This window comes from Wolbachia endosymbiont of Bemisia tabaci (assembly GCF_003999585.1).
Classification (GTDB): domain Bacteria; phylum Pseudomonadota; class Alphaproteobacteria; order Rickettsiales; family Anaplasmataceae; genus Wolbachia.
In genome coordinates this window covers 14,652-35,677 of sequence record NZ_CP016430.1, presented here as the reverse complement: position 1 = coordinate 35,677, position 21,026 = coordinate 14,652, and the positions used below count along the sequence as shown (strand labels likewise).

The 21,026-nt window shown below is 34.5% G+C and carries 20 protein-coding genes; 14 read left to right on the top strand and 6 right to left on the bottom strand.

All coding sequences use genetic code 11. The features are described 5' to 3' along the window. Positions 1 to 115 precede the first annotated feature (115 nt). Complete coding sequence (gene gatB / locus BBB02_RS00180; protein ID WP_127463573.1) at positions 116 to 1,534, top strand: Asp-tRNA(Asn)/Glu-tRNA(Gln) amidotransferase subunit GatB; 1,419 nt, start codon at positions 116 to 118, stop codon at positions 1,532 to 1,534. Between the two features lie 227 nt (positions 1,535 to 1,761). Here the strand turns inward: gatB and BBB02_RS00175 are convergent, their stop codons facing one another. From BBB02_RS00175 to BBB02_RS00165, 3 genes are read right to left on the bottom strand one after another with little or no spacing between them, the layout of a single operon-like run. Beyond that, positions 1,762 to 2,682, bottom strand: a complete 921-nt coding sequence (locus BBB02_RS00175) for a tyrosine-type recombinase/integrase (protein ID WP_127463572.1) — start codon at positions 2,680 to 2,682, stop codon at positions 1,762 to 1,764. 2 nt (positions 2,683 to 2,684) lie between these two features. Further along, on the bottom strand, positions 2,685 to 4,064 hold the full coding sequence (gene lpdA, locus BBB02_RS00170; protein ID WP_127463571.1) for a dihydrolipoyl dehydrogenase: 1,380 nt from the start codon (positions 4,062 to 4,064) through the stop codon (positions 2,685 to 2,687). After that, positions 4,057 to 5,166: an outer membrane protein assembly factor BamB family protein gene (locus BBB02_RS00165; RefSeq protein WP_127463570.1), complete on the bottom strand. Its 1,110-nt coding sequence runs from the start codon at positions 5,164 to 5,166 to the stop codon at positions 4,057 to 4,059. Before BBB02_RS00165 ends, lpdA begins: the two co-directional genes overlap by 8 nt. A gap of 323 nt (positions 5,167 to 5,489) precedes the next feature. On the opposite strand from BBB02_RS00165, the gene BBB02_RS00160 reads away from it, so the two are divergent. Continuing rightward, complete coding sequence (locus tag BBB02_RS00160; RefSeq protein WP_127463569.1) at positions 5,490 to 6,785, top strand: cbb3-type cytochrome c oxidase subunit I; 1,296 nt, start codon at positions 5,490 to 5,492, stop codon at positions 6,783 to 6,785. A 114-nt stretch (positions 6,786 to 6,899) separates the two neighbouring features. On the opposite strand, the gene BBB02_RS06255 is transcribed toward BBB02_RS00160, so the two are convergent. Next, positions 6,900 to 7,061 (bottom strand): hypothetical protein, encoded by a 162-nt coding sequence (locus BBB02_RS06255; protein ID WP_245970127.1) that lies wholly within the window; start codon positions 7,059 to 7,061, stop codon positions 6,900 to 6,902. Between the two features lie 142 nt (positions 7,062 to 7,203). Continuing rightward, positions 7,204 to 7,569 (bottom strand): hypothetical protein, encoded by a 366-nt coding sequence (locus tag BBB02_RS06250; protein ID WP_245970126.1) that lies wholly within the window; start codon positions 7,567 to 7,569, stop codon positions 7,204 to 7,206. Between the two features lie 146 nt (positions 7,570 to 7,715). On the opposite strand from BBB02_RS06250, the gene BBB02_RS00150 reads away from it, so the two are divergent. The 12 genes from BBB02_RS00150 (at position 7,716) to BBB02_RS00100 (ending at position 19,680) form a co-directional block, all read left to right on the top strand. Continuing rightward, positions 7,716 to 10,289: a valine--tRNA ligase gene (locus tag BBB02_RS00150; RefSeq protein ID WP_127463568.1), complete on the top strand. Its 2,574-nt coding sequence runs from the start codon at positions 7,716 to 7,718 to the stop codon at positions 10,287 to 10,289. Between the two features lie 41 nt (positions 10,290 to 10,330). Further along, on the top strand, positions 10,331 to 11,422 hold the full coding sequence (locus tag BBB02_RS06245) for a hypothetical protein (RefSeq protein ID WP_245970125.1): 1,092 nt from the start codon (positions 10,331 to 10,333) through the stop codon (positions 11,420 to 11,422). Positions 11,423 to 11,438: 16 nt separating this feature from the next. Next, positions 11,439 to 12,413, top strand: coding sequence for a coiled-coil domain-containing protein (locus BBB02_RS06240; RefSeq protein WP_245970124.1), 975 nt, complete (start codon positions 11,439 to 11,441; stop codon positions 12,411 to 12,413). Between the two features lie 137 nt (positions 12,414 to 12,550). After that, positions 12,551 to 13,717, top strand: a complete 1,167-nt coding sequence (locus BBB02_RS00140; RefSeq protein WP_127463567.1) for a coiled-coil domain-containing protein — start codon at positions 12,551 to 12,553, stop codon at positions 13,715 to 13,717. Positions 13,718 to 13,760: 43 nt separating this feature from the next. Next, positions 13,761 to 14,441, top strand: a complete 681-nt coding sequence (pyrF, locus tag BBB02_RS00135; protein ID WP_127463566.1) for an orotidine-5'-phosphate decarboxylase — start codon at positions 13,761 to 13,763, stop codon at positions 14,439 to 14,441. A gap of 776 nt (positions 14,442 to 15,217) precedes the next feature. Next, positions 15,218 to 16,381: a phage major capsid protein gene (locus BBB02_RS00130; RefSeq protein ID WP_127463565.1), complete on the top strand. Its 1,164-nt coding sequence runs from the start codon at positions 15,218 to 15,220 to the stop codon at positions 16,379 to 16,381. An 83-nt stretch (positions 16,382 to 16,464) separates the two neighbouring features. Continuing rightward, positions 16,465 to 16,662: a hypothetical protein gene (locus BBB02_RS00125; RefSeq protein ID WP_127463564.1), complete on the top strand. Its 198-nt coding sequence runs from the start codon at positions 16,465 to 16,467 to the stop codon at positions 16,660 to 16,662. Positions 16,663 to 17,094: 432 nt separating this feature from the next. Continuing rightward, positions 17,095 to 17,883, top strand: a complete 789-nt coding sequence (dapB, locus tag BBB02_RS00120) for a 4-hydroxy-tetrahydrodipicolinate reductase (protein ID WP_127463563.1) — start codon at positions 17,095 to 17,097, stop codon at positions 17,881 to 17,883. Further along, positions 17,880 to 18,638, top strand: coding sequence for a phosphate ABC transporter ATP-binding protein PstB (gene pstB, locus BBB02_RS00115; protein ID WP_019236313.1), 759 nt, complete (start codon positions 17,880 to 17,882; stop codon positions 18,636 to 18,638). The genes dapB and pstB overlap by 4 nt, the downstream gene beginning before the upstream one ends. Before the next feature lie 68 nt (positions 18,639 to 18,706). After that, positions 18,707 to 18,934, top strand: coding sequence for a hypothetical protein (locus BBB02_RS00110; protein ID WP_127463562.1), 228 nt, complete (start codon positions 18,707 to 18,709; stop codon positions 18,932 to 18,934). Next, a complete protein-coding gene (locus BBB02_RS00105; RefSeq protein WP_245970123.1) occupies positions 18,927 to 19,502 on the top strand; it encodes an ankyrin repeat domain-containing protein in 576 nt (191 codons plus the stop codon). Before BBB02_RS00110 ends, BBB02_RS00105 begins: the two co-directional genes overlap by 8 nt. 7 nt (positions 19,503 to 19,509) lie before the next feature. After that, entirely contained in the window at positions 19,510 to 19,680 is a 171-nt protein-coding gene (locus tag BBB02_RS00100) for a hypothetical protein (protein WP_245970122.1), read from the top strand. 140 nt (positions 19,681 to 19,820) lie between these two features. Here the strand turns inward: BBB02_RS00100 and dxr are convergent, their stop codons facing one another. Continuing rightward, a complete protein-coding gene (gene dxr, locus BBB02_RS00095; protein ID WP_127463561.1) occupies positions 19,821 to 20,999 on the bottom strand; it encodes a 1-deoxy-D-xylulose-5-phosphate reductoisomerase in 1,179 nt (392 codons plus the stop codon). Positions 21,000 to 21,026: the final 27 nt, after the last annotated feature.

The window sequence follows — 21,026 nt, the reverse complement described above, 5'->3', positions numbered from 1 at the left end:
TGTAGTAACTCTTATATTATTGATATACACCGCTCTTGGATCATAGGTTAAATGAGTTTTATTTGACTTTTTGTGCTAGTTTGCAGAATATAAAGTTATTAATTGAATAAAATACATGACAAAAGAAAACTGGGAGACAGTAATTGGACTTGAGGTACACGCTCAGGTTTCTTCTAAGACAAAGCTATTTTCTAGTTCACTAACGGAATTTGGCACTGAGCACAATACTCAAGTTTCTCTAGTTGATGCAGCAATGCCAGGTACATTGCCAATATTAAATTATTTCTGCATAGAGCAAGCAATATGTACCGGTCTTGCACTTTCTGCAGAAATTAATAAGTGCTCTTACTTTGATCGTAAAAATTATTTTTATCCCGATTTACCACAAGGTTACCAAATAACCCAGTTCTTTGAGCCGATAGTTAAAAATGGTAAAGTGTTTATCAATAATAATGAAAAAGAAATAAGAATCGCAAGAATTCACTTAGAGCAAGATGCAGGAAAGAGTATTCATGAAGAAAGCAAAACTTACGTAGATTTAAATCGTGCAGGTGTTGCTTTAATGGAAATTGTTTCAGAGCCAGATCTTCGTTCATCTGCAGAAGCTGCAGAATTCATGAAAAAATTGAGGCAGACTTTGCGTTACATCGGTTCATGTGATGGTGATATGGAAAAGGGGTCACTTCGCTGTGATGCAAATGTTTCTGTTCGCCCAAAGGGTAGTAGCACATTTGGCACTCGTTGTGAAATAAAAAACTTAAATTCAATACGTTATATTGTACAAGCTATAGATTATGAAGCACAAAGGCAGATCAAAATTTTGGAAAGCGGAGGAGAAATAAGTCAAGATACCTTATTGTTTGATGTCACTTTAGGAAAAACAAAAGTGATGAGAAGCAAAGAAGATTCAAGTGACTATAGATATTTCCCTGAACCTGATTTGCTACCTGTTGAAATAAGCCAAGACAAAATTGATTCTATTAAATCATCTTTACCCGAGTTGCCAGATCAAAAAAAACTTCGATACATAGAGGAATTAGGTATCAATGAATATGATGCAGACGTTATCACTTCTGATAAAGAAATTGCCGATTATTTTGAAAAATTAGCAAAAAAGCATGATTCAAAGATTGCAGTTACCTGGTTAACCGTCGAGCTTTTCGGTCGTTTAAATAAAACAAATATTGATATTGTTAGCTCTCCAATTAAAGCAGATGCTTTATCCGAACTCCTCGACTTTATCGTCGATGGAACGATCTCTGCTAAACTTGGTAAACAAGTTTTTGATATTATGTTTGAAACTGGAAAGCCTGCATCCCTTATTATAGAAGAGCAGAATCTCAAGCAAATAACTGACACATGTCAAATCTCAGAGGTAATAGATAAAATCATCAATGACAACCAAGATAAAGTTCAAGAATATAAGGGTGGTAAAACAAGATTGTATGGGTTCTTTGTTGGTGAAGTCATGAAATCCACCAAAGGAAAAGCCAGCCCTGATGTCGTAAACTATCCCCGTCCTCAATTAATTTGACCTGCTAACATTTTGTACACAGAGCCTAGCTCTTTTGCTATTTGCTTGACTTGTTTCTTTACATAGCTTCTAATTTAAATTCTGCTTTCTATTCTCTTTCATTCACAACCTTTTGCAAAACGTTTTTGCTTTCTCTCTGCTGGTTACTATTGTTTATATAAAGCAAGTACAGTACTGAATGATGTTGCAAGCACTCAGTTCGGCAATATTATTGATTTAAGACGAAGTTAAGATTTCGATTTTTTATTCAAACTCTTCTGAAAGTTTTTATACATATTGAAGACATCTTGATAATTTAGGTGAGTGTAAACTTGAGTAGTTTCAAGGCTTGAGTGGCCAAGCAGCTGTTGTATTGATCTTATGTCAATATCTTCCTGAAGCAAATGAGTAGCAAAACTATGGCGAAATGCATGTGGAGATAAAATTTCTGGTAAGTTTAAAAATCTTCTTATTTTTTGCAAACGATTAGCAACATAAGTTCTTCCCAATTTTTTTCCTCTTACCCCGACAAAAAGATGTCCCGCTTCGTCAAAGTGGGGACAAGCTTTTATATATTTTTGTATACACTTTTTTACTACTGGAAGAATAAATACCTGCCTTTGTTTATCTCCCTTACCTGTTACTATTAAACTTTCATTGCTAATATCACTAACCTTAAGATTCAGTGCTTCAGTGATTCTTAAGCCCGTACCATACAGCAGAACGACAATTGCAATTTCTCTTTTTACCACCCAAGGCTCGCCTAGATCAGGCAATTTCATTTCTTTCAATAGAGTTTCTATGTTAGATATTGAAAGTGCTTTAGGTAGAGTTCTTCTCTGAATTGGCCTTGATAAAGAAAATACCGCTTCATTATTTATTTCATAATTGTTTTTTATATATTTGAAAAAATTTCTGATTACTGACAATGCGCGAGTGTTAGATCTCGCATTTACACCTCTTGCATAACGAAAGGTAAACCAACTTCTCAGTTCAGGTATGCTTAATTTTTCTAAAGAGCCAACATTTACTTCTTCACCAATGTGAGTATTTAGGAAATTTATAAGATCTTTGAGGTCCCTCATGTATGACTCCAAAGTGTTTGGTGAGTAAGACCTGTTGTACTTTAGCCAATCATACCATTTTTCAATGATTGAACCGAGGTCCACAGTTACTTTTTAAAGAAAGCATCGATGCACGCATCCCTAAAGGCTTCATTTATATCAGGATGAGAGTGACAAATTCTGTATATATCCTCTGCTGCTGCACCATATGCCATTGCAACCGCTGCTTCATTGATTAGCGTATCAGCGTATGCTCCTATGATATGTACACCGAGTATTGTATCTGCTTTGCTACAAGTCAGAACTTTCACGAATCCCTCAGCATCGTCAGTGACTTTTGCTCTACCGTTTGCAGCAAATTGACATTTACCAACTTTATACTTTCGACCAGCACTTTTTAGTTCTTCTTCAGTTTTACCGATTGAAGAAACTGCAGGGTGGGTGTAAATGACTGACGGTATGATTTCATAATCAACGTGAGGCAATTGCCTTGCTAGTATCTCTGCAACTGCCACCCCTTCTTCCTCAGCTTTGTGAGCAAGCATTGCTCCACCAATCACATCACCAATAGCAAATATTCCTTTTACGTTGGTTTCATAACTATTGTTGACTTTAATAAAGCCACGACTGTCTTTTTCTATTTTTTCAAGACCCTCAGAGCATGGTTTGCGTCCTACTGCAACCAATACCTTATCCGCCTCTATAGTATTTGCTTGATTATCTTTTACAGAGAAAACTTTCACACTCAAAGAGTTACTACTTTGTTTTATTCCCTCAACTTTAGTGCTAAGTAAAAATTTTATTCCTTGTTTTTGTAGACTAGAAAGTAGAGACTTACTTAATTCTCCATCCATTGCTGCAGCGATTCTGTCAAAAAATTCTACTACAGTGACTTCAGACCCTAGCCTCCTCCATACAGAAGACATTTCAAGCCCTATTGCCCCGGCTCCGATTACGACAAGTTTTTTTGGTACTTCAGTTAAAGACAATGCACCAGTTGATGAAATAATACTTTTCTCATCGATATTAATTCCTGGCAAAGAAATAACGTCAGAACCAGTTGCAATTACTATATTTTTTGTCTTCAGCACCTTACCTTCAACTGAAACTTCAAGATTGCCTTGATCAAAAGAAGTAATTTTTCCAAGTCCATTGATCTTAGTAATTTTGTAAAGGTTAAACAGATACTCTATGCCTTTTCCAAGTTCCTGAACTCTAGCGTCTTTATAGCCTATCATTTCTCTCAAATCGAGACTTACATCCTTAACTTTTATGCCAAGTTTTGATAGATTATTTTTCGCACTAGCATACTGATAAGAGGAATGGAGTAATGCTTTTGATGGTATACACCCAACTCGCAAACACGTGCCACCAAAAATGCTATTTTTGTCTATACAAGCAACTTTGAGTCCAAGTTTTGCAGTAGCAATAGCGCATTTGTAACCACCTGGACCACCACCTATAATAATCAAATCATAATCAGTCATAAAAAACAAACCTATTTTCTAAAGAATAAACACCATTTCCTTCAGTCGTTATATACATCTTACCATGGGTAAATACTGGAGCATGAAACACATTACCGGGTATTTTAATTACCCTTCCTGTACTTTCAGATCCAGGAAAAGCAAATATTGAACCTTTATTACTTGTTACCCAGAGCGTATGGGCATACATAATTGGAACAAACAATTGCACATTCTCTATAAAATCAGATGTCCAAACTGTTTTTCCACTTTGTATGTCGATGCCAATTACCTTATTATCTTTAGTCACCATGAAAATTCTTCCGCCTTCTTTTTGTTTCTCTGCAGGAATAAGAGGGCTATAATATGAATCAATGTTTGATATACTTTTTACTTGTAGTGGCCTTGACCATAAAATATTTCCTGAGTTTACGTCAATGCTATAAATATAAGAGTTGCTCGTAGCTATTAAGATATTATCGTGTACTCTAGGTGTAGTAGTTACATCTGTAAGCTGTGTGTCTAAAAGATTTGTAGCTAATTTTTGGCTCCATAGTTTTTTACCTTCTTCATTAAAAGCTATTAACTCGCCATTTGAAAATGGTGCTATTATTTTATCATTAGAGACTGCTGGTGAGATGGAATATAAACCTCGAACCTCATTTATACCATTTTGATAAGCCCAAATGGGGCTGCCATCTTTTATATCAAATACATGTAGATAGTTATCAATAGTCAATACTACCAACTTATTGTTTATTACTATTGCTTTCCCTTTTGCCGGAGCTCTTAATTCTTTTTCCCATTGAATCTCCCCTGTTTTCGCATCTATTGTGTGTAGAATGTTATCCACTACAAAGAAAACATTTTTTTTGTAGCTCGATAAACTCATATTACCAATTTTTTTCCTACTTGAGAGGTATAGTTTCCAATTTATAACTCTTGGGTTATCGATATCAAAGGAATATAAGTTACCGTGCTTGTCTGGTAAAATAACGCTATTTTCTGTAAGTATTGGAGCTACATATCCTTGAGATAATTTTTTATCTACTAAACTTATTCGTTCACCTGCCATTGTATAGTTACTATACAATAACATTATCATGACAATTATTATTTTCATTATTTAGTGAAAACAAGACTCATTAATATACATACTAGAAACGTAAATCACAACGAAAATGTTCTTAATTGTGGATCAAAAGCATTAACGTAATGTCATGCCATTATGTAAAGATTCTCTTACTGTAATAATTTTTATCAAGTATTGATTAAAACACATTTCGATAGCTCAGACTAACGCTGTCAGTAATATTACCATAATATGAAATGGAAATGGACGCAGCATTTTCAGGATGAAAGATATTGTTGTAATGTCATTCATTTAAACTATGCATATCAATTTGAAAAATGTACACTGTCTTATGCTATAGTACCTAAAAGTAAATGCTCAACATACAAAATAACGATTCACTTTGCAGGCAATGGATATTCTTGGCAGTACTTGCTCTTGCTTGTTCTGGACTGCTGTCAATAATTGTTATTTTTCTACGATTGCCTTTTATTTCTTCTCTCATTCCTTCTGCACAATATATCTTTGATAATGCACTAGTGATACACGTAAATTTGTCAATTTTGGTATGGATGTGCTCTATAATATCTCTGCTCTTCATCATAAACTTAAAAAACACCAATCATTGGTTTAACTTCTCATGGATTCTCTCAATCCTTTCCATGCTGCTAATGTTTATATCTGCATTTGTTCCAAATACTGAAGTTATCAAAAGTAACTATATACCTGTATTACAAAACAAATTATTTTTACTTGGACTCAGTCTTTTCATTACCAGCATATTGATAAATACAGCTCTAGCCTACATATCAAATAAACAAGACTCATATCTTTCAATCGGACAAATTGGCCTGGTCATTATACTTGTGTCATCATTTCTTTGTGTTGTTTTAGCACATAAAAATATGCCTCCAGGTCTATATCACTCAGACAAGAATTTATTTTATGAATATCTCTTTTGGGGAGGCGGACATTTACTGCAGTTTGCCTTTGCTCAAGCAATGTTTTTAGTTTATTTGATCATACTGAATGCTCGCTATATTAGTCTAAATAAAATTACCATTTTACCACTATTTATAAACACAGTTTTGACCGTAGGTGCGACGTTTATATACTTTATTTATTCGGCGGATAGTGCTGAATTGATACAGTTTTTTACCTGGCATATGAGAATTGCTGGAGCAGTTCTGCCGTGCTTTTTAACAATATTAGTGTCTTGCAACATAAAAACTCTGCTCAATGATAAGGGCAGTTATCTGCTCCACTCGTTTGTATTGTTTATTTATGGAGGAGGTGTGCTTGGAGTACTAACTATTGAAGGAAATGTCACTATCCCTGCTCATTATCACGGTTCTGTGGTTGGTATTACTATAGCTTTTATGAATTTTGTCTACTGGCTGTTACCAAAATTGGGCTGTAAAGAAATAAAAAGCTCCATAGTAAGATTACAGATTTATGCATATAGCTTGGGACATTTTCTCCACATTACTGGACTTGTTTGGCTTGGTGGATATGGTGCATTAAGAAAAGTTGCAGATCTGCCAAGTATTTCATCAATGTTGGCACGTGCTTGTTTTATTACGGGTGGAGCTATATCAGTTATTGGTGGAATGTTATTCGTAATAATTGTGATTTTACATCTTCTTAAAGGCAAGGCTCGTACCAACTAACCCACAGAAACAAAACTAAAAATTTTAGTGTAAAACTATATTTACTTTGTACTATGGCTCAAATAACCTGCTTCAAATTTGGAAAGGCAGTGAAATGAAAAAAACTATATCAAGCTACACTGAATTCTTATTTGCTACTCCTTGTGGTTCTTGTGTTCCATTTACTTGAGAGCTAGGTTTCATTATTAAACCACCAGCTAAGAATGCAGATACTGTTGCTATAACAACGATTAACCACATGTCCAATTTAGTTGTATGTTCAAGTGTAATATACACTACTAACCCAACAGCAAGACCAGTACTAGCAGTAGCGATGTATGTTGCTTTTTCTTTTAGTTGTTTATTTGCTTCATTTTCGACTTCTAATATTTTCTTTTCTTGCTGTGAATGCTGGATTTGAGTATTTAGTTTATTTTTTTCATCTATCTAGTTTATTTTTTTCATCTTTTAATTCTATATTTTCGTCCTTAGCTGTCTTCCTTGAATATTCTAAGGATCTATTTAACCGTTCAGCTTTATCCTTTTTAGTTTGTAAGTCTTTATTTTCTGCCTTTAGTTGCTCAAGCTTGCTTATTTTTTGTTTCATTCCACTGCTCATTTCATTTTTTAGTTCATTTTTTATTTTATCTTTTAATGTAGCTATTGCTTCTTCTGGGCTTCTTTTACCTTTTAACTCCAGCACGTCTTCAAGCAATTCTACTAAGTCTACTTTTGCTGGGTGAGGCACATAGTATGGATGACTTAGAATCTCTATAAGCTCTTTTAAGTTATGAAAGTTAATCATAATAAACCTCAATACTAAAAATTTATCGTGTAATACATAAAAAATTAAAATCAAGAAAATTTTGCATTATAAACTAAATGGCAGACATTAAAATTGCTGTATTTGCTCAATTGTGCTAACTTAAAGCTTAAAATTGAAAAATATTTATGTTAGAAGAAAAATACAGCTTTAGAGAAATTGAAGACAAATACAACATATTATGGGAAGGTAGTAAAGTTTATAAATGGAGTAGTGAAAAGGGTAACACTTTCACTATAGATACGCCCCCACCAACGATATCAGGAAAGTTGCATATTGGCCATATATTCAGCTATTGCCACACAGACTTTATTGCAAGGTTTCAACGTATGCTGGGGAAAGATGTATTTTATCCAATTGGGTTTGATGATAATGGGCTTCCCACTGAAAGGTTAGTTGAGCAAACCTATAGAACCCGCGCAAAAGAAGTTGGCAGAGAAAAATTTATAGAGATGTGCCATGAGGTTATTGAGAAGTCAAAGCAAGAATTCAAGGAGTTATTTAAATCGGTCGGCATTAGTTATGATTGGAGTTTGGAATATCACACGATCAGCAAGGAAGCTGTGGCACTTTCTCAAATGTCATTTGTTGATTTATATAATAAGGGATATGCATACAGGAAAATGCAACCTATTCTTTGGGACCCAGTTGATAAAACTGCAATTGCACAAGCGGAAATAGAGGATAAAGTCTTTGAGTCATCTTTGAACACGATAGTTTTTGCCACTGAAGAAAATGAGCAAATCAAGATTGCAACTACACGACCTGAGTTACTTCCAGCATGTGTTGCGGTTTTTTGTCATCCAGAGGATGAACTCTACACTCAGCTGATTGGGAAAATAGCCATAGTGGCAATCACAGGGGCAAGAGTTCCAATAATAGCTGATGATAAGGTAAAAATAGATAAAGGCACTGGGCTTGTTATGTGCTGTACATTTGGTGATGAGCTTGACATATATTGGCAGCAAAAGCATGGTCTGCCGATGAAAATTATTATCGATCAGGATGGTAGGATAAGTCTAGATTCAGTGTATGGTAATAATAGATCCCAGTGTCAAGGCACTGGGATGACAAAGGGGAGTGACATTCCAGTGCTTGACACTGGAATCCAGCCATTAGAGGAGACACACGCCCCAGCGCGTGACGCTGGAATCTACGATGAAATAAATGGCCTAAAGGTTAAAGAAGCAAGAAAGAAAATAATTGAAATCCTAACTGAAAAGGGCCTTTTAATAGAAAGCACTAACATTTTTCATTCTGTTAAGTGCGCAGAAAGATCTGGTGCACCACTTGAGATATTGCCTACTTATCAATGGTTTATCAAGACTTTAGAGCAAAAAACTCAAGTATTAGATAAAGTGAGAGAATGCAGCTGGCATCCAGAATCTATGCGTAAACGTATGGAGGTGTGGGTAGAAGGGCTAAGTTGGGACTGGTGCATTTCAAGACAGCGTTATTTTGGTGTACCATTTCCAGTTTGGCATTCAAAACGTAAGGGAGAAGAAGGCAAAATTATTCTAGCTGAGGTGAAGGGTTTGCCTATAGATCCACTCAAAGATTTGCCGAAAGGCTATAGCAAAGAAGAAATTATTCCAGATCAAGATGTGATGGATACTTGGGCCACAAGTGCGATCACTCCTCAATTAAGTGCACTAGCAGTAAACAGTGAGCTCGGTTTACCAAGCCATCGGTATGATAAGATATTTCCTGCAGATCTGCGCAGCCAAAGCCATGAGATAATAAGAACTTGGGCTTTTTATACGATTTTGAAGGCACATTATCATGCAGATTCACTGCCGTGGAAAAATATCATGATTAGTGGTTGGTGTTTGGCTGATGATAAAAAAAAGATGAGTAAATCAAAAGGTAATATCATCACTCCTCATGTAATTCTTGAAACCTATGGAGCTGACGTAGTACGCTATTGGGCAGCAAACTCAAGACTTGGAGTTGACACAGTCTACTCTGAAAATATCTTCAAAATTGGCAAACGACTTGTTACGAAACTTTGGAATGCTAGCAAATTTGTTTCCATGTTTATGGAAAGACATCAAGGATTGAGCATAAATTCCATCAGTGAGACGATGGATAAGTGGATATTGTCCAAATTATATAAAGTGATAGAAAAAACGACGAACAACCTATTACAGTTTGAATACTGCGAAGCTTTGAGCGCAATAGAAGAATTTTTTTGGAAAGATTTTTGTGATAATTACTTAGAGTTAGTTAAAAAACGTGCATATGGAGATGCATTGGACAGCGAGGCAAACATGAGTGCGAAACAGAGTTTGGCATATGTACTCAATATTATTTTGCGGTTATTTGCACCATTTTTGCCATACATTACAGAGGAAATATATCATCAGTTGTATAGTTATAACTCCGTTCACAATAAAAGTAATTGGCCTAACAAGGAAGAACTTATCTATGATAAGTATTCTGAGGAAATGGGAGATAATTTCGTGCAGATATTAAACCTTGTGAGAAAAATAAAAGCAGATAATAACGTATCAGTTAAGCATCTTATACAAAAGTTGATGATAAAAGCGAGTGTAAAAGAGGATGAGTTAAATTATTCTGCTCAGCATGATTTGCAGTCAGTTTGCAATGCTGAAGTGATAGAATGGGTTGAGAGTACAGAAGCAGAGCTTATAACTGAGAATGGAAAATTTACTGTAAGTTTATTGATTGATGTAACTTAGCATTCGTATTACTATACTAATTATTTAGTTGTGAGGTAATAATGTTTGGTAATTCATATGATAATAAAATTGAAGAACAAAAAGATGATTATCATGACTTCATTCAAAGGTTTTTGTTTTTGCTCGGTAAGATAAAAGAAAAGAATAAATCAATTCATACTGCTGTAGCTAGTTTTCACATATTATCTTTTTTAATAAAATACAATGCCAATTTTAATGAAGATGAAGTGTATAAAGCCGTTATCCAAGATTTCAATAATGTAAAGGAGGCGAGACTAGAGCTTCAAGATAAGGCTAAAAAAGTATTGAATGGGTATATTGAAAGTGGTGTTGAAACAGTGTCAATATATGGTAGTTGTGCAGAAGTTAAATTGGGATCTAATAAAAACGAATTCAAAGTCAGTGAGTTTTTGAATAGTAATTTCTGTCAAGATAATGGAATTACAGGGTTTTCAACTCTGCATAGCAATGGAAAAAATGGAATGCACGGTTTTGTTTCTGAAGAAGGAATAAGGCACTATGTTGTAACTGATGGTGCATACGAAATGACTCTGAATTGGTGTGATGAGGACGGAAAAAAGTGCACTATTATAATTAATATTGATGCTAATGGTATAGAACTTATCGAGCGTAATCGTGTTACTGATGATCAATTGAAAGCAAATAAAGATGTAAAAATAGGTAACTTATTCTTGTATCAAATAAAATTTAGAAATAAGGAGAAAGGCAATCATAAATCATCTGAGATTGTGATAGAAAATGGTAATAGAAATATTAACATTAAAACAACTCAAGAAATTGAGCGTGGCAGCAAAGAAGCTCAAATAGGCAGTACTAAAATGCAAGACAAAAGTACACAAGTTGTAGATGAAAGCTTAAACGAAAGAATTAATAAATTGGAAAAAGAAAATACAAGATTGACTGAAGATAAAGAAACTATGTCAGAACAATTGCAGCAGAAAGTGAGAGAGATAGAGGAATTAAATGGAAAGGTAAGGGAAAAAGATGAAGTTTTGGCTGAAGTAAAACAAAAATTCGGGCAGCTAAGTGATTCGGTAGAGAGTGAATTTGAGGAGAAAAGAATAGAGAAGGAAAAGTTAGAAAGCGCAAAAAGAGATACAAAAGTTAAGTAAAGAAAAAGCTGAATTAGTGCAAGAAAAGCAAGATTTAGAAGAATTTGCTGAAGGTCTAGATGTTAAAGTACAAAGACTAAAGGATCAAATAAGGCAATTAGAGTACAGTGTGGCTGTAGCAGTGAATGAAAATAAAAGATTAAAACAAAAATTGAATGATACTCAAAAAGAGTTGGATGGTAAGTATGGTGAAATCCAGAGATTAGCAAATCAATCACATGAATTAGAATCTAAAAAAGTAACAGAATTGATGACATGTTTAGCAGCGAAAGAGAAAAAAATAGCAGAGTTAGAAGCGCAGTTGCAAAAAGAAAGGTCTAAAGCTTCTGATCTAGGACTTAAATCATGGGATTTAGAAGAAGAAAAAAGACGATTAGAAGAAAAGTTAAATGAAAAAACTCAAGAAGCGATTGAACTAACTGCAGATTTAGAAGAACTAAGTAAGCAATCGGAAGAGAAAGAAACTAAATATTTCAGTAGGATTAAAGAGTTAGAAAAAATTCTTAATAAAAAAAGAAAAAACAGTGAAGAGTTAGAAAATTATAGTATCAATCTGGAGGAAGAAAGTCAAATTCAACATAAAAAGTACAAAGAGTTACTATTTGAGAAGCATTCTATAAAAGAAGAAATTTCAGATTTGAATGATCAATCTTCATTAGTTCATCAGAATCGTGTGAGCTTAGCACAAGATTTGGCAAAAAACATGATATATTTGTTCAAAGAGAATGTAAGAGAAGGAGATAAAGTGATTATATCGCAGGAAACTGTATTAGAGATTTTGAATAGATTGGAGGAATTAATCAAGAATGTTGGAGTCAGTGATCAAGAAATAAAAGGAGTAATTGAAGAAATATCTGTACAAACTAACGATAGCCTTGCTCCTTCAGATATAAGTAATGGAGACTTATCAGCACTACCAAATAAAGAGCTGGTTGAAGCTTCATATTCAGAAGATTTTGGATATTCTAGTAGATGTTCTACTCCCGTCTGATGCCACCTTGTATTTTGAGTTTAGTTAGCATATCAACTAAAGTTTATCACTGGTACAATTGTGATAAGTGTTCTCCTCTACGGGTAAGATAATTTTAATCAATATATACAAGACTGCTGAAGTTTTGTATATGGGTGATGAGCAATTTACTTAATAAATATAATACATTTTATTTTATAGCTAGTTCTCTGGCTACTCTTACATTACTTACATCTTTAGCGCTTATTAATGTACCTAGTTCTTTAATTCTCGCTTTAGCTGTATTATCTGTTTTGGCTCTTATGATTTTGTATAAAATAATTATTGACACTAGGAAAGTGGGAAAGGAATTTGCTCACAAAGAGCTTGAGTTGACTCAAGAAAAGCACAATTTATACGAGGAAGGAAGAAAATTTGGTCAAAAAATAGAAGCTGAGAGGAAATCTTTTCTTAAAGAAAAAAAATCTTTGGAGGAGAAATTAGAAGCAAAAATGATCCATATAATTGGAATAACAGACGAATTAGAAAAAGTAACGAAGGAGAAAGATGAGCTTGCTGCACAAGAAAAAGAACTACTCCATAAAATCTCATATTTGTGTAAACAGTTACAGGAAAAAGAAGCTACTCTAACTGAGAGGGAAAAACACATAATGGAATTGAAAAGAAAAATAGACAATAATAAACATGAAGAATTGAATAAGGAAATAGAAAAATTATTCAAAGAAAACGAGGAGTTATCTAAGGAAATAGATAAATTACGTAAAGAGAAACATATGCTATATACACAAAAAGAAGAATTATATAAAAGGCAAGAAGAACTTTGTGTGGCATTAGATGAATTACATTATAAATTTAAAGAAATTGATCAGAAAAATAAAAACTTATCTCAAGAGTTAAAAAGGAAATTTGAAGAGCTAGATAAAGCAGATGGTTTAATTAAAAATCAATCTTTTGAGTTAGACAAAATAAGACAAGATTGTAATAACAAAGTGAAAAATTTAAGAAATTCACTTTTAGAGCGAGACAGTCAAATAAAACAACTTCAATATGTGATAGAAAAGGTAGAAGAATCAATAAGAGAAAATAGAGAAATTAAAGATTATAGCACAAAAATAATATTAGGGGAGACTCAGAAAATAAAATTTATATTAGGGGAACTTGCACAATTCACTCCAGTTAACGGTTCCAAAACATCGGAGGAAACGTCTGATTCTTTACAGGAAGATCTTGGATATGCCAGTCGTTCACCCACTCCGACCAGATTATCGGGTTCAGTGTCTGTACAAAGCATTGCAAGTGGACCAATCCCTGAATATGGATTGTAAAATGCAACAATTACTCTTATTATAAAAAAAATTATACAAGATAATGAACCCAATAATATGCGCACTGGATACACAAGATTTGAATAAAGCTATATCTTTAGCTAATGCTCTGCGCGATAAGGTTGGCATGGTAAAGCTTGGGTTAGAATTTTTTGCTGCACATGGCCCTTCTGGAGTGAGAGAAGTTGCAAAATGCAATATACCAATTTTTTTAGATCTGAAATTGCATGATATTCCAAACACTGTCGCTAGAACGATTGAAGCAATCAAGATTCTAGATGTTGAAATGCTAACATTGCATATCAATGGTGGAACAAAAATGCTTCAAGAAGCGCTAAGTATAGTGCAAGGCACTAAAATAAAGCTAATTGGAGTAACAGTATTAACTAGCATGAGTAATAAAGATCTAAGTGAGCTTGGAGTGGCAAGAGAAACAAAATCACAGGTAATTTTGCTGGCAAAGCTTGCAAAAAAGATTGGTCTACATGGAATAGTTTGCTCTGCACTAGAGGCTCAAGAAGTGCGTCAAGAATGTGGTAAAGACTTTAAAATTATTACTCCAGGAATCCGTATGAATCGAGGTCATGATGATCAAAAAAGGACAGCAACACCAAAAGAAGCAATAAATTCAGGAGCTGATTATATCGTAATTGGCAGACCCATTACAGAGAGTAGCAATCCCGCAAGTAGTGCAGAATTAATATTGAAATCTTTTATTGATTGAAGCAGGGCAGATAAGGTAGCATAGGGTAAAAGCAACAAACGGTATGTATCCGTTCAGCAGGGTGGCAAAACAAGGTAGACGAGAAAAGATAACTAAATGGGTCAGTGCTTGACCATTTTTCTTTTTTTTCTGGATTCCAGCTTCACGCACTGGAATGACAGGGCTGTGAGTGTCATCGAAGTAGCCGATACAGGCCTTTTTCTTCTGTCATCCCAGTGCCCTGAAACTGGGATCCAGTTAAATTTACAGGTATAAAAGTAATCAACGTTTCTGGTGATGATAGAAAAATGGATCCCAGCTTTATACGGCTACGTACTTTATTTGCACATTCTCCTGAATAGATACTCAGTGAAAAAAAGTGCTTGACACAAAAAAATGGATGCTGTATAGTACTGACAATTAAGTATAATGCTTAGCGTGGTGTAATACCACACTGCTTTTTTTACTTCAACAAGTAATCATTATCATTTTTCTCTCGTTACCAAGCAGCTTACGTTCATTTGTATCTACCATGAAGCCAATGCTAGAATCCAGAAAAAAGACCGGTGAATGGCAGGCACTAGCATTATACGTATACAGTTGTATGAACGTTGTTTACCATGAGAGCGCCTCCCAGCACTGGGATCCATATTGTAAACAAGCGTTTGAGTTATACTAAGCTGCCATTCACCGGTCTTTTTTCTGAATGCAGGTTGCATGACAACGCTGAGATTACTGATAAAGATTACCTTCAAATTACAATAACTATTCTAATTTTATTTTTAAAGGAGGCTATTATGTCACTTACTGATATCGCTCACCGTGTTAATGAACTCGCTTCATCATGGGAGCAATTTAAATTAATAAATGATCGCAAACTAAAAGAAATCGAAAGCAAAGGTCCTGAGCAGCTATGCAAGATAAATAGTAATATTGATAATTGTAAAGAGCGCTTAGATTTTATTGAAACTTCAGCTCAACGCCCAGAGATTAGCACAGATTTTAATACAGGTGATAAATATTTTTCTGATTATATTCGCAAAGGAATGGAAAACAGGTTATCACACAAAACCCTAAGTGGAGATGACAATGATATTGGAGGGTATTTAGTTACTCCTCATATTGTAAAACGCATAAACAAGCGTATAGCTGATTCATCTCCAATGCGGCAGATATGTTCTAGTCAAAGAATCTCTACTGAAACATTAGATTATATTATAGAGGATTGTGACCGTGCTGGTGCAGGTTGGAGTGGCGAAACAGTAGAAGATGAAGATGGTGGATATAAATCTAAGTATGATTTTTCACAAGACACAAGTACACCTAAAATTCAAAAGATTTCCATCACAACTTATGAGCTCTATGCTCAGCCGCAAATATCACAAAAATTGCTCGATGATGCATTTGTCAATGTTGAAAATTGGCTTGTAGAAAAGGTTACCGAAACTTTCAGTAAGAAGGAGAATGAAGCCTTTATTAAAGGTGATGGCACTTTTCAGCCTAAAGGAATTTTAACTTACGAAAATGGAAATGGTCATAACAAGATAGAGCAAATTAAAGCTGATAAGCTAGACAGCGACGCCATAATGATATTGTACTACTCTCTAAATGAACATTACTCTAAAAATGCATCATTTTTGATGAACAGGAGTACGTTAAAGGACGTGAGGCTACTAAAATCTGAAACAGGTCAGTATCTTTGGCAGCCAAGTTTATCGCTTGAAACACCAGATACTTTGATGGGAATACCAGTATATCAATCTGCTGATATGCCACCTACAATGATTGCAGTAGCGGATTTCAAACAAGCTTATAAGATCGTAGATAACAGAGGAATGAGAATACTTAGAGACCCTTATACAAACAAACCTTATGTTAGATTTTTTGTCACTAAGCGTGTTGGCGGGGAGGTTGTCAACACCAGTGCTATTAAATTGTTGAAAATTGCGAGCAAGTGCTAATATTTTATATTATTTTATGAAATAATTGACATATTATATTTTTTATGTAATAATTAAATTATTATTAACTTAAGGAGTAAAATATGTTAAAAAAAATAAAAAACTTTTTTAAGTGGATTGCTGATCACATAGGAATTTCATGGATTGCAAGAAAAATTTCATCAGGCTGTAAGCGGCTGTTTGGTGGTAAAAAAAGTGAAACAAGTGTTGCGAAACAAAGCATATCACAGCAAGGACAATCTTCAGGTAAAACTACTATTGAAGAAAAAAACAAGAGTTAATAAATGCTTTTACTGCATCTCTTTCTAAGTTTAGAGAAGATTTATCTGATCTTACTCTGAGGAAGTAACTACTGAATCAGAGAAGTTTTATGATGCAGAAGAGGAATTAGATGGTGATTTTCATGATGCACCAGGGGACTTTTGTAATCAACTTCGCTCAATAACTGGAGAACCAGAAGCACAAATATCTAATCCGAGCAAAGTAGGCAACGGTTATTATTAATTAGTCTTCACAAAAGAGCACCTCTGTGCTCTTTTTTTTCTTTATAAGTTTTCTCCATAGGAGAAAATTGACTAATTACAATTTGTCGTATCAATTTTCAATAGATTTATCGATGTATAGCTATAGTTTTATCAGTGTAAGGCTAAATATGCTAAGCTTATAAAGATGACAAAGCTTCAAAAAAAGCCTAATATAGTGGAAAAAGCTTTATGAAAATCAAAGTTGGAGTAATAGGCTGCTTAGGCAGAATGGGTAAGAAAATACTCAATGAATTAATTACGAATACCAAAGTGGAAATAGCAGGTGCTGTTGCTCGCTTGGGCAGTGAGTATATAGGCTTAGATATTGGGCCTATTGTAGGCAATAATTGCAATTTAGGAATCAAAGTTACAAGTTCTATTAGTGAGGTATTTGAATCGTCCAATGTTGTAATAGATTTTACAACTAAAGAATGTATGCTAGACTGCCTTAAGGCGGCCGTGAAATTTAAAAAACCGCTAGTTAGTGGCACAACTGGAATAGAAGGTCTAAATTTAAAAGAATATGCTGCTAAAGTTCCAATATTATGGTCAGCAAATATGAGTATAGGAGTTAATGTGTTGCTGAAATTGGTCAAAGAAGCTGCCAAGCTTTTAGGTAATGAGTATGACGTTGAAATTTGGGAAATGCATCACAATTTAAAAAAGGATTCACCATCTGGAACAGCTATAGAGTTTGGTAAAGCAGTTGCTAACGCTGCAAAAGTGGATTTTGAGCTCAATCAATATTCACATAATAATTCAAATATAAGAGGGAAAGGAGGAATAGGCTTTGCAGTATCTCGTGGAGGTGGAGTAATAGGAGATCACAGTGTCATGTTTGTCAATTCCGATGAACGAGTAGAATTAAATCACAAGGCAATTGATCGTACAACGTTTGCTAGAGGGGCGGTTCAGGCAGCAATATGGTTGTGCGAGAATAAAACTCCAGGACTTTATTCAATGCAGGATTTAGTATGAACGATAAATACGCTTTCGTTAAAAATTTAAATCTTTGGTATGGCTCTAAACAAGTTTTATTCGATATAAATTTGAATATTTGCAAAAAGAAAGTCACAACTTTTATCGGACCTTCTGGGTGCGGTAAATCGACATTTTTACGTTGTTTCAATCGTATGAATGATTACGTACCTGGATGTAGAGCGACTGGTGAACTGGTAATCGATGGGCTGGGTAATATATATTCACGTGATATGGATGTTGTATTGCTCAGAGCAAAAGTTGGTATGGTATTTCAAAAACCCAATCCTTTTCCAAAATCAATATATGATAATGTTGCTTATGGGCCTAAATTGCATGGCATGGTGAAAAATAAGCAAAAATTAGATGAAATAGTAGAAAGTAGTTTAACTAAGGTTGGTTTATGGGAAGAGTTGAAAGATAGATTGCAAGATAGTGCACTAAATTTATCTGGTGGCCAGCAACAAAGATTATGTATTGCTCGTGCAATTGCAGTAAAGCCAACTATTTTATTAATGGATGAACCATGCTCTGCTCTTGATCCAATGGCAACCAATGCAATCGAAAATCTTATACAAGAATTGAAATTGAGGTTCACCATAATTATGGTAACTCATTCGATGAAGCAAGCTAAAAAATTATCTGACAGCATAGTTTTCTTTTGCAATGGCAAGATTGTTGAATTCGGAAGTACTCAAGAAATCTTTGAAAATGCTCAGTCTCCTTTAACGAAGGAGTATATTCTGGATCATTAGCTTAATAGTTGACATTTTAATTTTTTCTATGTATAATTTTATCAAGTTTGTTGTGATAGGAGGTTAAAATGTTTTGTACAAATGAGGCAACAAAAAAGTTGTTTAAAGCTATTGAATTTCAAAATGTTAGTGATGAAAACATAGCACCTGAGGAAGCTTGGAATCATTTTCAACAAGCATTGAAAGAAGGAGCGAATGTTAACGCTTTTGAAGATGGGATGACACCTTTGATGTGCATTGCTTCAGCTTTTGTTACTAGTAGTAACGAAGAACAGCAATTTAGAGCTTATGGCTAAGTTGCTTGTAGAGCATAAAAAAATTGATGTAAATATTAAAAGCAAGCAAGCTGTTATTGGGAGAAGACCAAAGGAACATGATGGTTATCCAGTGTACGAATTTGAGGAGAGAGAAGTATTAGATAGGAGTCCATATCTTCACTGCATATACCTTGACAATTTACAACCTGTTAATAAAGAATTTATACCTCAAAATTATGCTCGTGCAGAGGAGGAAATTAAGACCGGCAAGAAGGAAAAAAATACAGCTCTACACATTGCTTGCAAGTTGGGAAATGTAGACATGGTAAAAATATTACTTACACATCCAAAGATCAAAACTAATATTAAAAACTATGAAAACAAAAATCCAAAAGATTGTATTGCAGAACATGTTAAGGAAATAATAGAACCAGAGTTCATAAAGATAGAGAAAAGGAATCAGATTTTAGAACTAGCCACTCAAAAAAGTAATTGTGCTTATACTTTGTTGTTAACTGGAGCACTTGCTGTTGGTCTATGTTTCGTAGTTGACAACCCAGTTCCGCTTGGTCAGAGGCTGGTTTCAGTACTATGGCAGGTTTTATAAATCGGAGATGTATACATCTCTCAGAAATATAGAGAGATACCTCATAAGATGGGTCAGAACCAAATATAAGAAACTTCGAGATCATGGAAGACTAGCAAAGCAATTTCTAGGAAAAGTGAGAAAGAGGTCTCCAAATATTTTCTATCATTGGACACTTGGGTTAGGATCAAAGGGCTAAATAATGGGAGCTGTATAAACCGAGAGGTTTCCGTACAGTTCTGCGAGAGACTGGTGGGGAAGTTCCGCTGGTCTACTCTCCGGAGTATGAAATGGGGCTACTTGACCATTTAGTTGTCTTTTCTCGTCTACCTTATTTTATCACTCTGCTGAACGGATACCTTTATTTTCAATAATTTTGTTAGCAATAATACGGCTTTCAAAATCGATACTTGTTATGTCGGATAGTGAGTTAATATCAGAGTACTTGTCAAAGTTTTCTATTGTTGATTTTACTACCTCTACTACTTCTAAAAAGCCGATTCGTGACTTCAAAAATTCGTTAACAGCTACCTCATTTGCAGCGTTCAAAACAATACTATTTGTATGTGGAGAAGAGGAATTTAACACTTCCATACTGAGCTTTAATGCAGGAAAACGCTTATGATCTGGTTCTTGAAAGGTCAATTTTTTTCCTTGCTTTGTTAAATCTAATTTATGATTTAAAGTTGATCTTTCTGGCCAAGACAAAGCATATGCAATGGGAATTTCCATATCAGTTTCTGCAAGCACAGCAAAGCTGAATCCATCGTGATAAACTACAACTCCATGTACTATCGATTCAGGATGCACTACTGCTTCAATTCTATTTGGGCTAATTTTAAACAAATGATGTGCTTCTATTATTTCTAGTGCTTTATTCATCATTGTTGCACTATCAACTGAAATTTTCTTTCCCATTTTCCAAGTAGGGTGACTTAGTGCCTGATTTACTGTAATATTTTTTAATTGTTCAAGGCTATAATTTAAAAATGGTCCACCAGAGGCAGTGAGTATAATCTTTTCTACACATTTATCATCATTTTGCAAAACTTGAAAAATTGCGTTGTGTTCAGAGTCGATGGGAATTATTTGTACGCTCCTTTCTTTAGCTTTTTCAAGCAGTAACTTGCCACCACAAACAATGCTTTCTTTATTTGCTAGGGCAATAACTTTAGTACCACTTTCTATAACCTTTATAACTGGCTCAAGGCCTGCGATGCCAACTATTGCAATAACTGAGAGATCAACAGGTAGAGAAGCAACATTTGCTAGACCTGGAGCACCAACTTCTACTTTGACGTTTGTACCAAGTAGATCTTCTTTTAAATCTTTGTAGAACCTTTCATCAGAAATGGCAGCATATTTTGCATTAAGTAGATTTGCCTGTTGTGCTAGCAGAGCAAAGTTAGAATTGGCACTTAGTGCTTCCACCTGATATTCTTCCTTTCTCTTTAAGAGCAAATCTACAGTCTTTTTTCCAATGCTTCCTGTTGATCCTAAAACTGAAACTTTTTTCACTAATTACAATAAAATCTTCTTAGTTAT

What these genes read in the sequence shown, in the direction of transcription:
- BBB02_RS00150 (WP_127463568.1), top strand. Translation starts at nt 7,716, where the DNA reads ATGTTAGAAGAAAAATACAGCTTTAGAGAAATTGAAGACAAATACAAC.
- BBB02_RS06250 (WP_245970126.1), bottom strand. Translation starts at nt 7,569, where the DNA reads ATGATTAACTTTCATAACTTAAAAGAGCTTATAGAGATTCTAAGTCAT.
- BBB02_RS00105 (WP_245970123.1), top strand. Translation starts at nt 18,927, where the DNA reads ATGGCTAAGTTGCTTGTAGAGCATAAAAAAATTGATGTAAATATTAAA.
- dapB (WP_127463563.1), top strand. Translation starts at nt 17,095, where the DNA reads ATGAAAATCAAAGTTGGAGTAATAGGCTGCTTAGGCAGAATGGGTAAG.
- pstB (WP_019236313.1), top strand. Translation starts at nt 17,880, where the DNA reads ATGAACGATAAATACGCTTTCGTTAAAAATTTAAATCTTTGGTATGGC.
- lpdA (WP_127463571.1), bottom strand. Translation starts at nt 4,064, where the DNA reads ATGACTGATTATGATTTGATTATTATAGGTGGTGGTCCAGGTGGTTAC.
- BBB02_RS00165 (WP_127463570.1), bottom strand. Translation starts at nt 5,166, where the DNA reads ATGAAAATAATAATTGTCATGATAATGTTATTGTATAGTAACTATACA.
- BBB02_RS06245 (WP_245970125.1), top strand. Translation starts at nt 10,331, where the DNA reads ATGTTTGGTAATTCATATGATAATAAAATTGAAGAACAAAAAGATGAT.
- BBB02_RS00110 (WP_127463562.1), top strand. Translation starts at nt 18,707, where the DNA reads ATGTTTTGTACAAATGAGGCAACAAAAAAGTTGTTTAAAGCTATTGAA.
- BBB02_RS00140 (WP_127463567.1), top strand. Translation starts at nt 12,551, where the DNA reads ATGAGCAATTTACTTAATAAATATAATACATTTTATTTTATAGCTAGT.
- BBB02_RS00130 (WP_127463565.1), top strand. Translation starts at nt 15,218, where the DNA reads ATGTCACTTACTGATATCGCTCACCGTGTTAATGAACTCGCTTCATCA.
- BBB02_RS00125 (WP_127463564.1), top strand. Translation starts at nt 16,465, where the DNA reads ATGTTAAAAAAAATAAAAAACTTTTTTAAGTGGATTGCTGATCACATA.
- pyrF (WP_127463566.1), top strand. Translation starts at nt 13,761, where the DNA reads ATGAACCCAATAATATGCGCACTGGATACACAAGATTTGAATAAAGCT.
- BBB02_RS00160 (WP_127463569.1), top strand. Translation starts at nt 5,490, where the DNA reads ATGCTCAACATACAAAATAACGATTCACTTTGCAGGCAATGGATATTC.
- BBB02_RS00100 (WP_245970122.1), top strand. Translation starts at nt 19,510, where the DNA reads ATGTATACATCTCTCAGAAATATAGAGAGATACCTCATAAGATGGGTC.
- gatB (WP_127463573.1), top strand. Translation starts at nt 116, where the DNA reads ATGACAAAAGAAAACTGGGAGACAGTAATTGGACTTGAGGTACACGCT.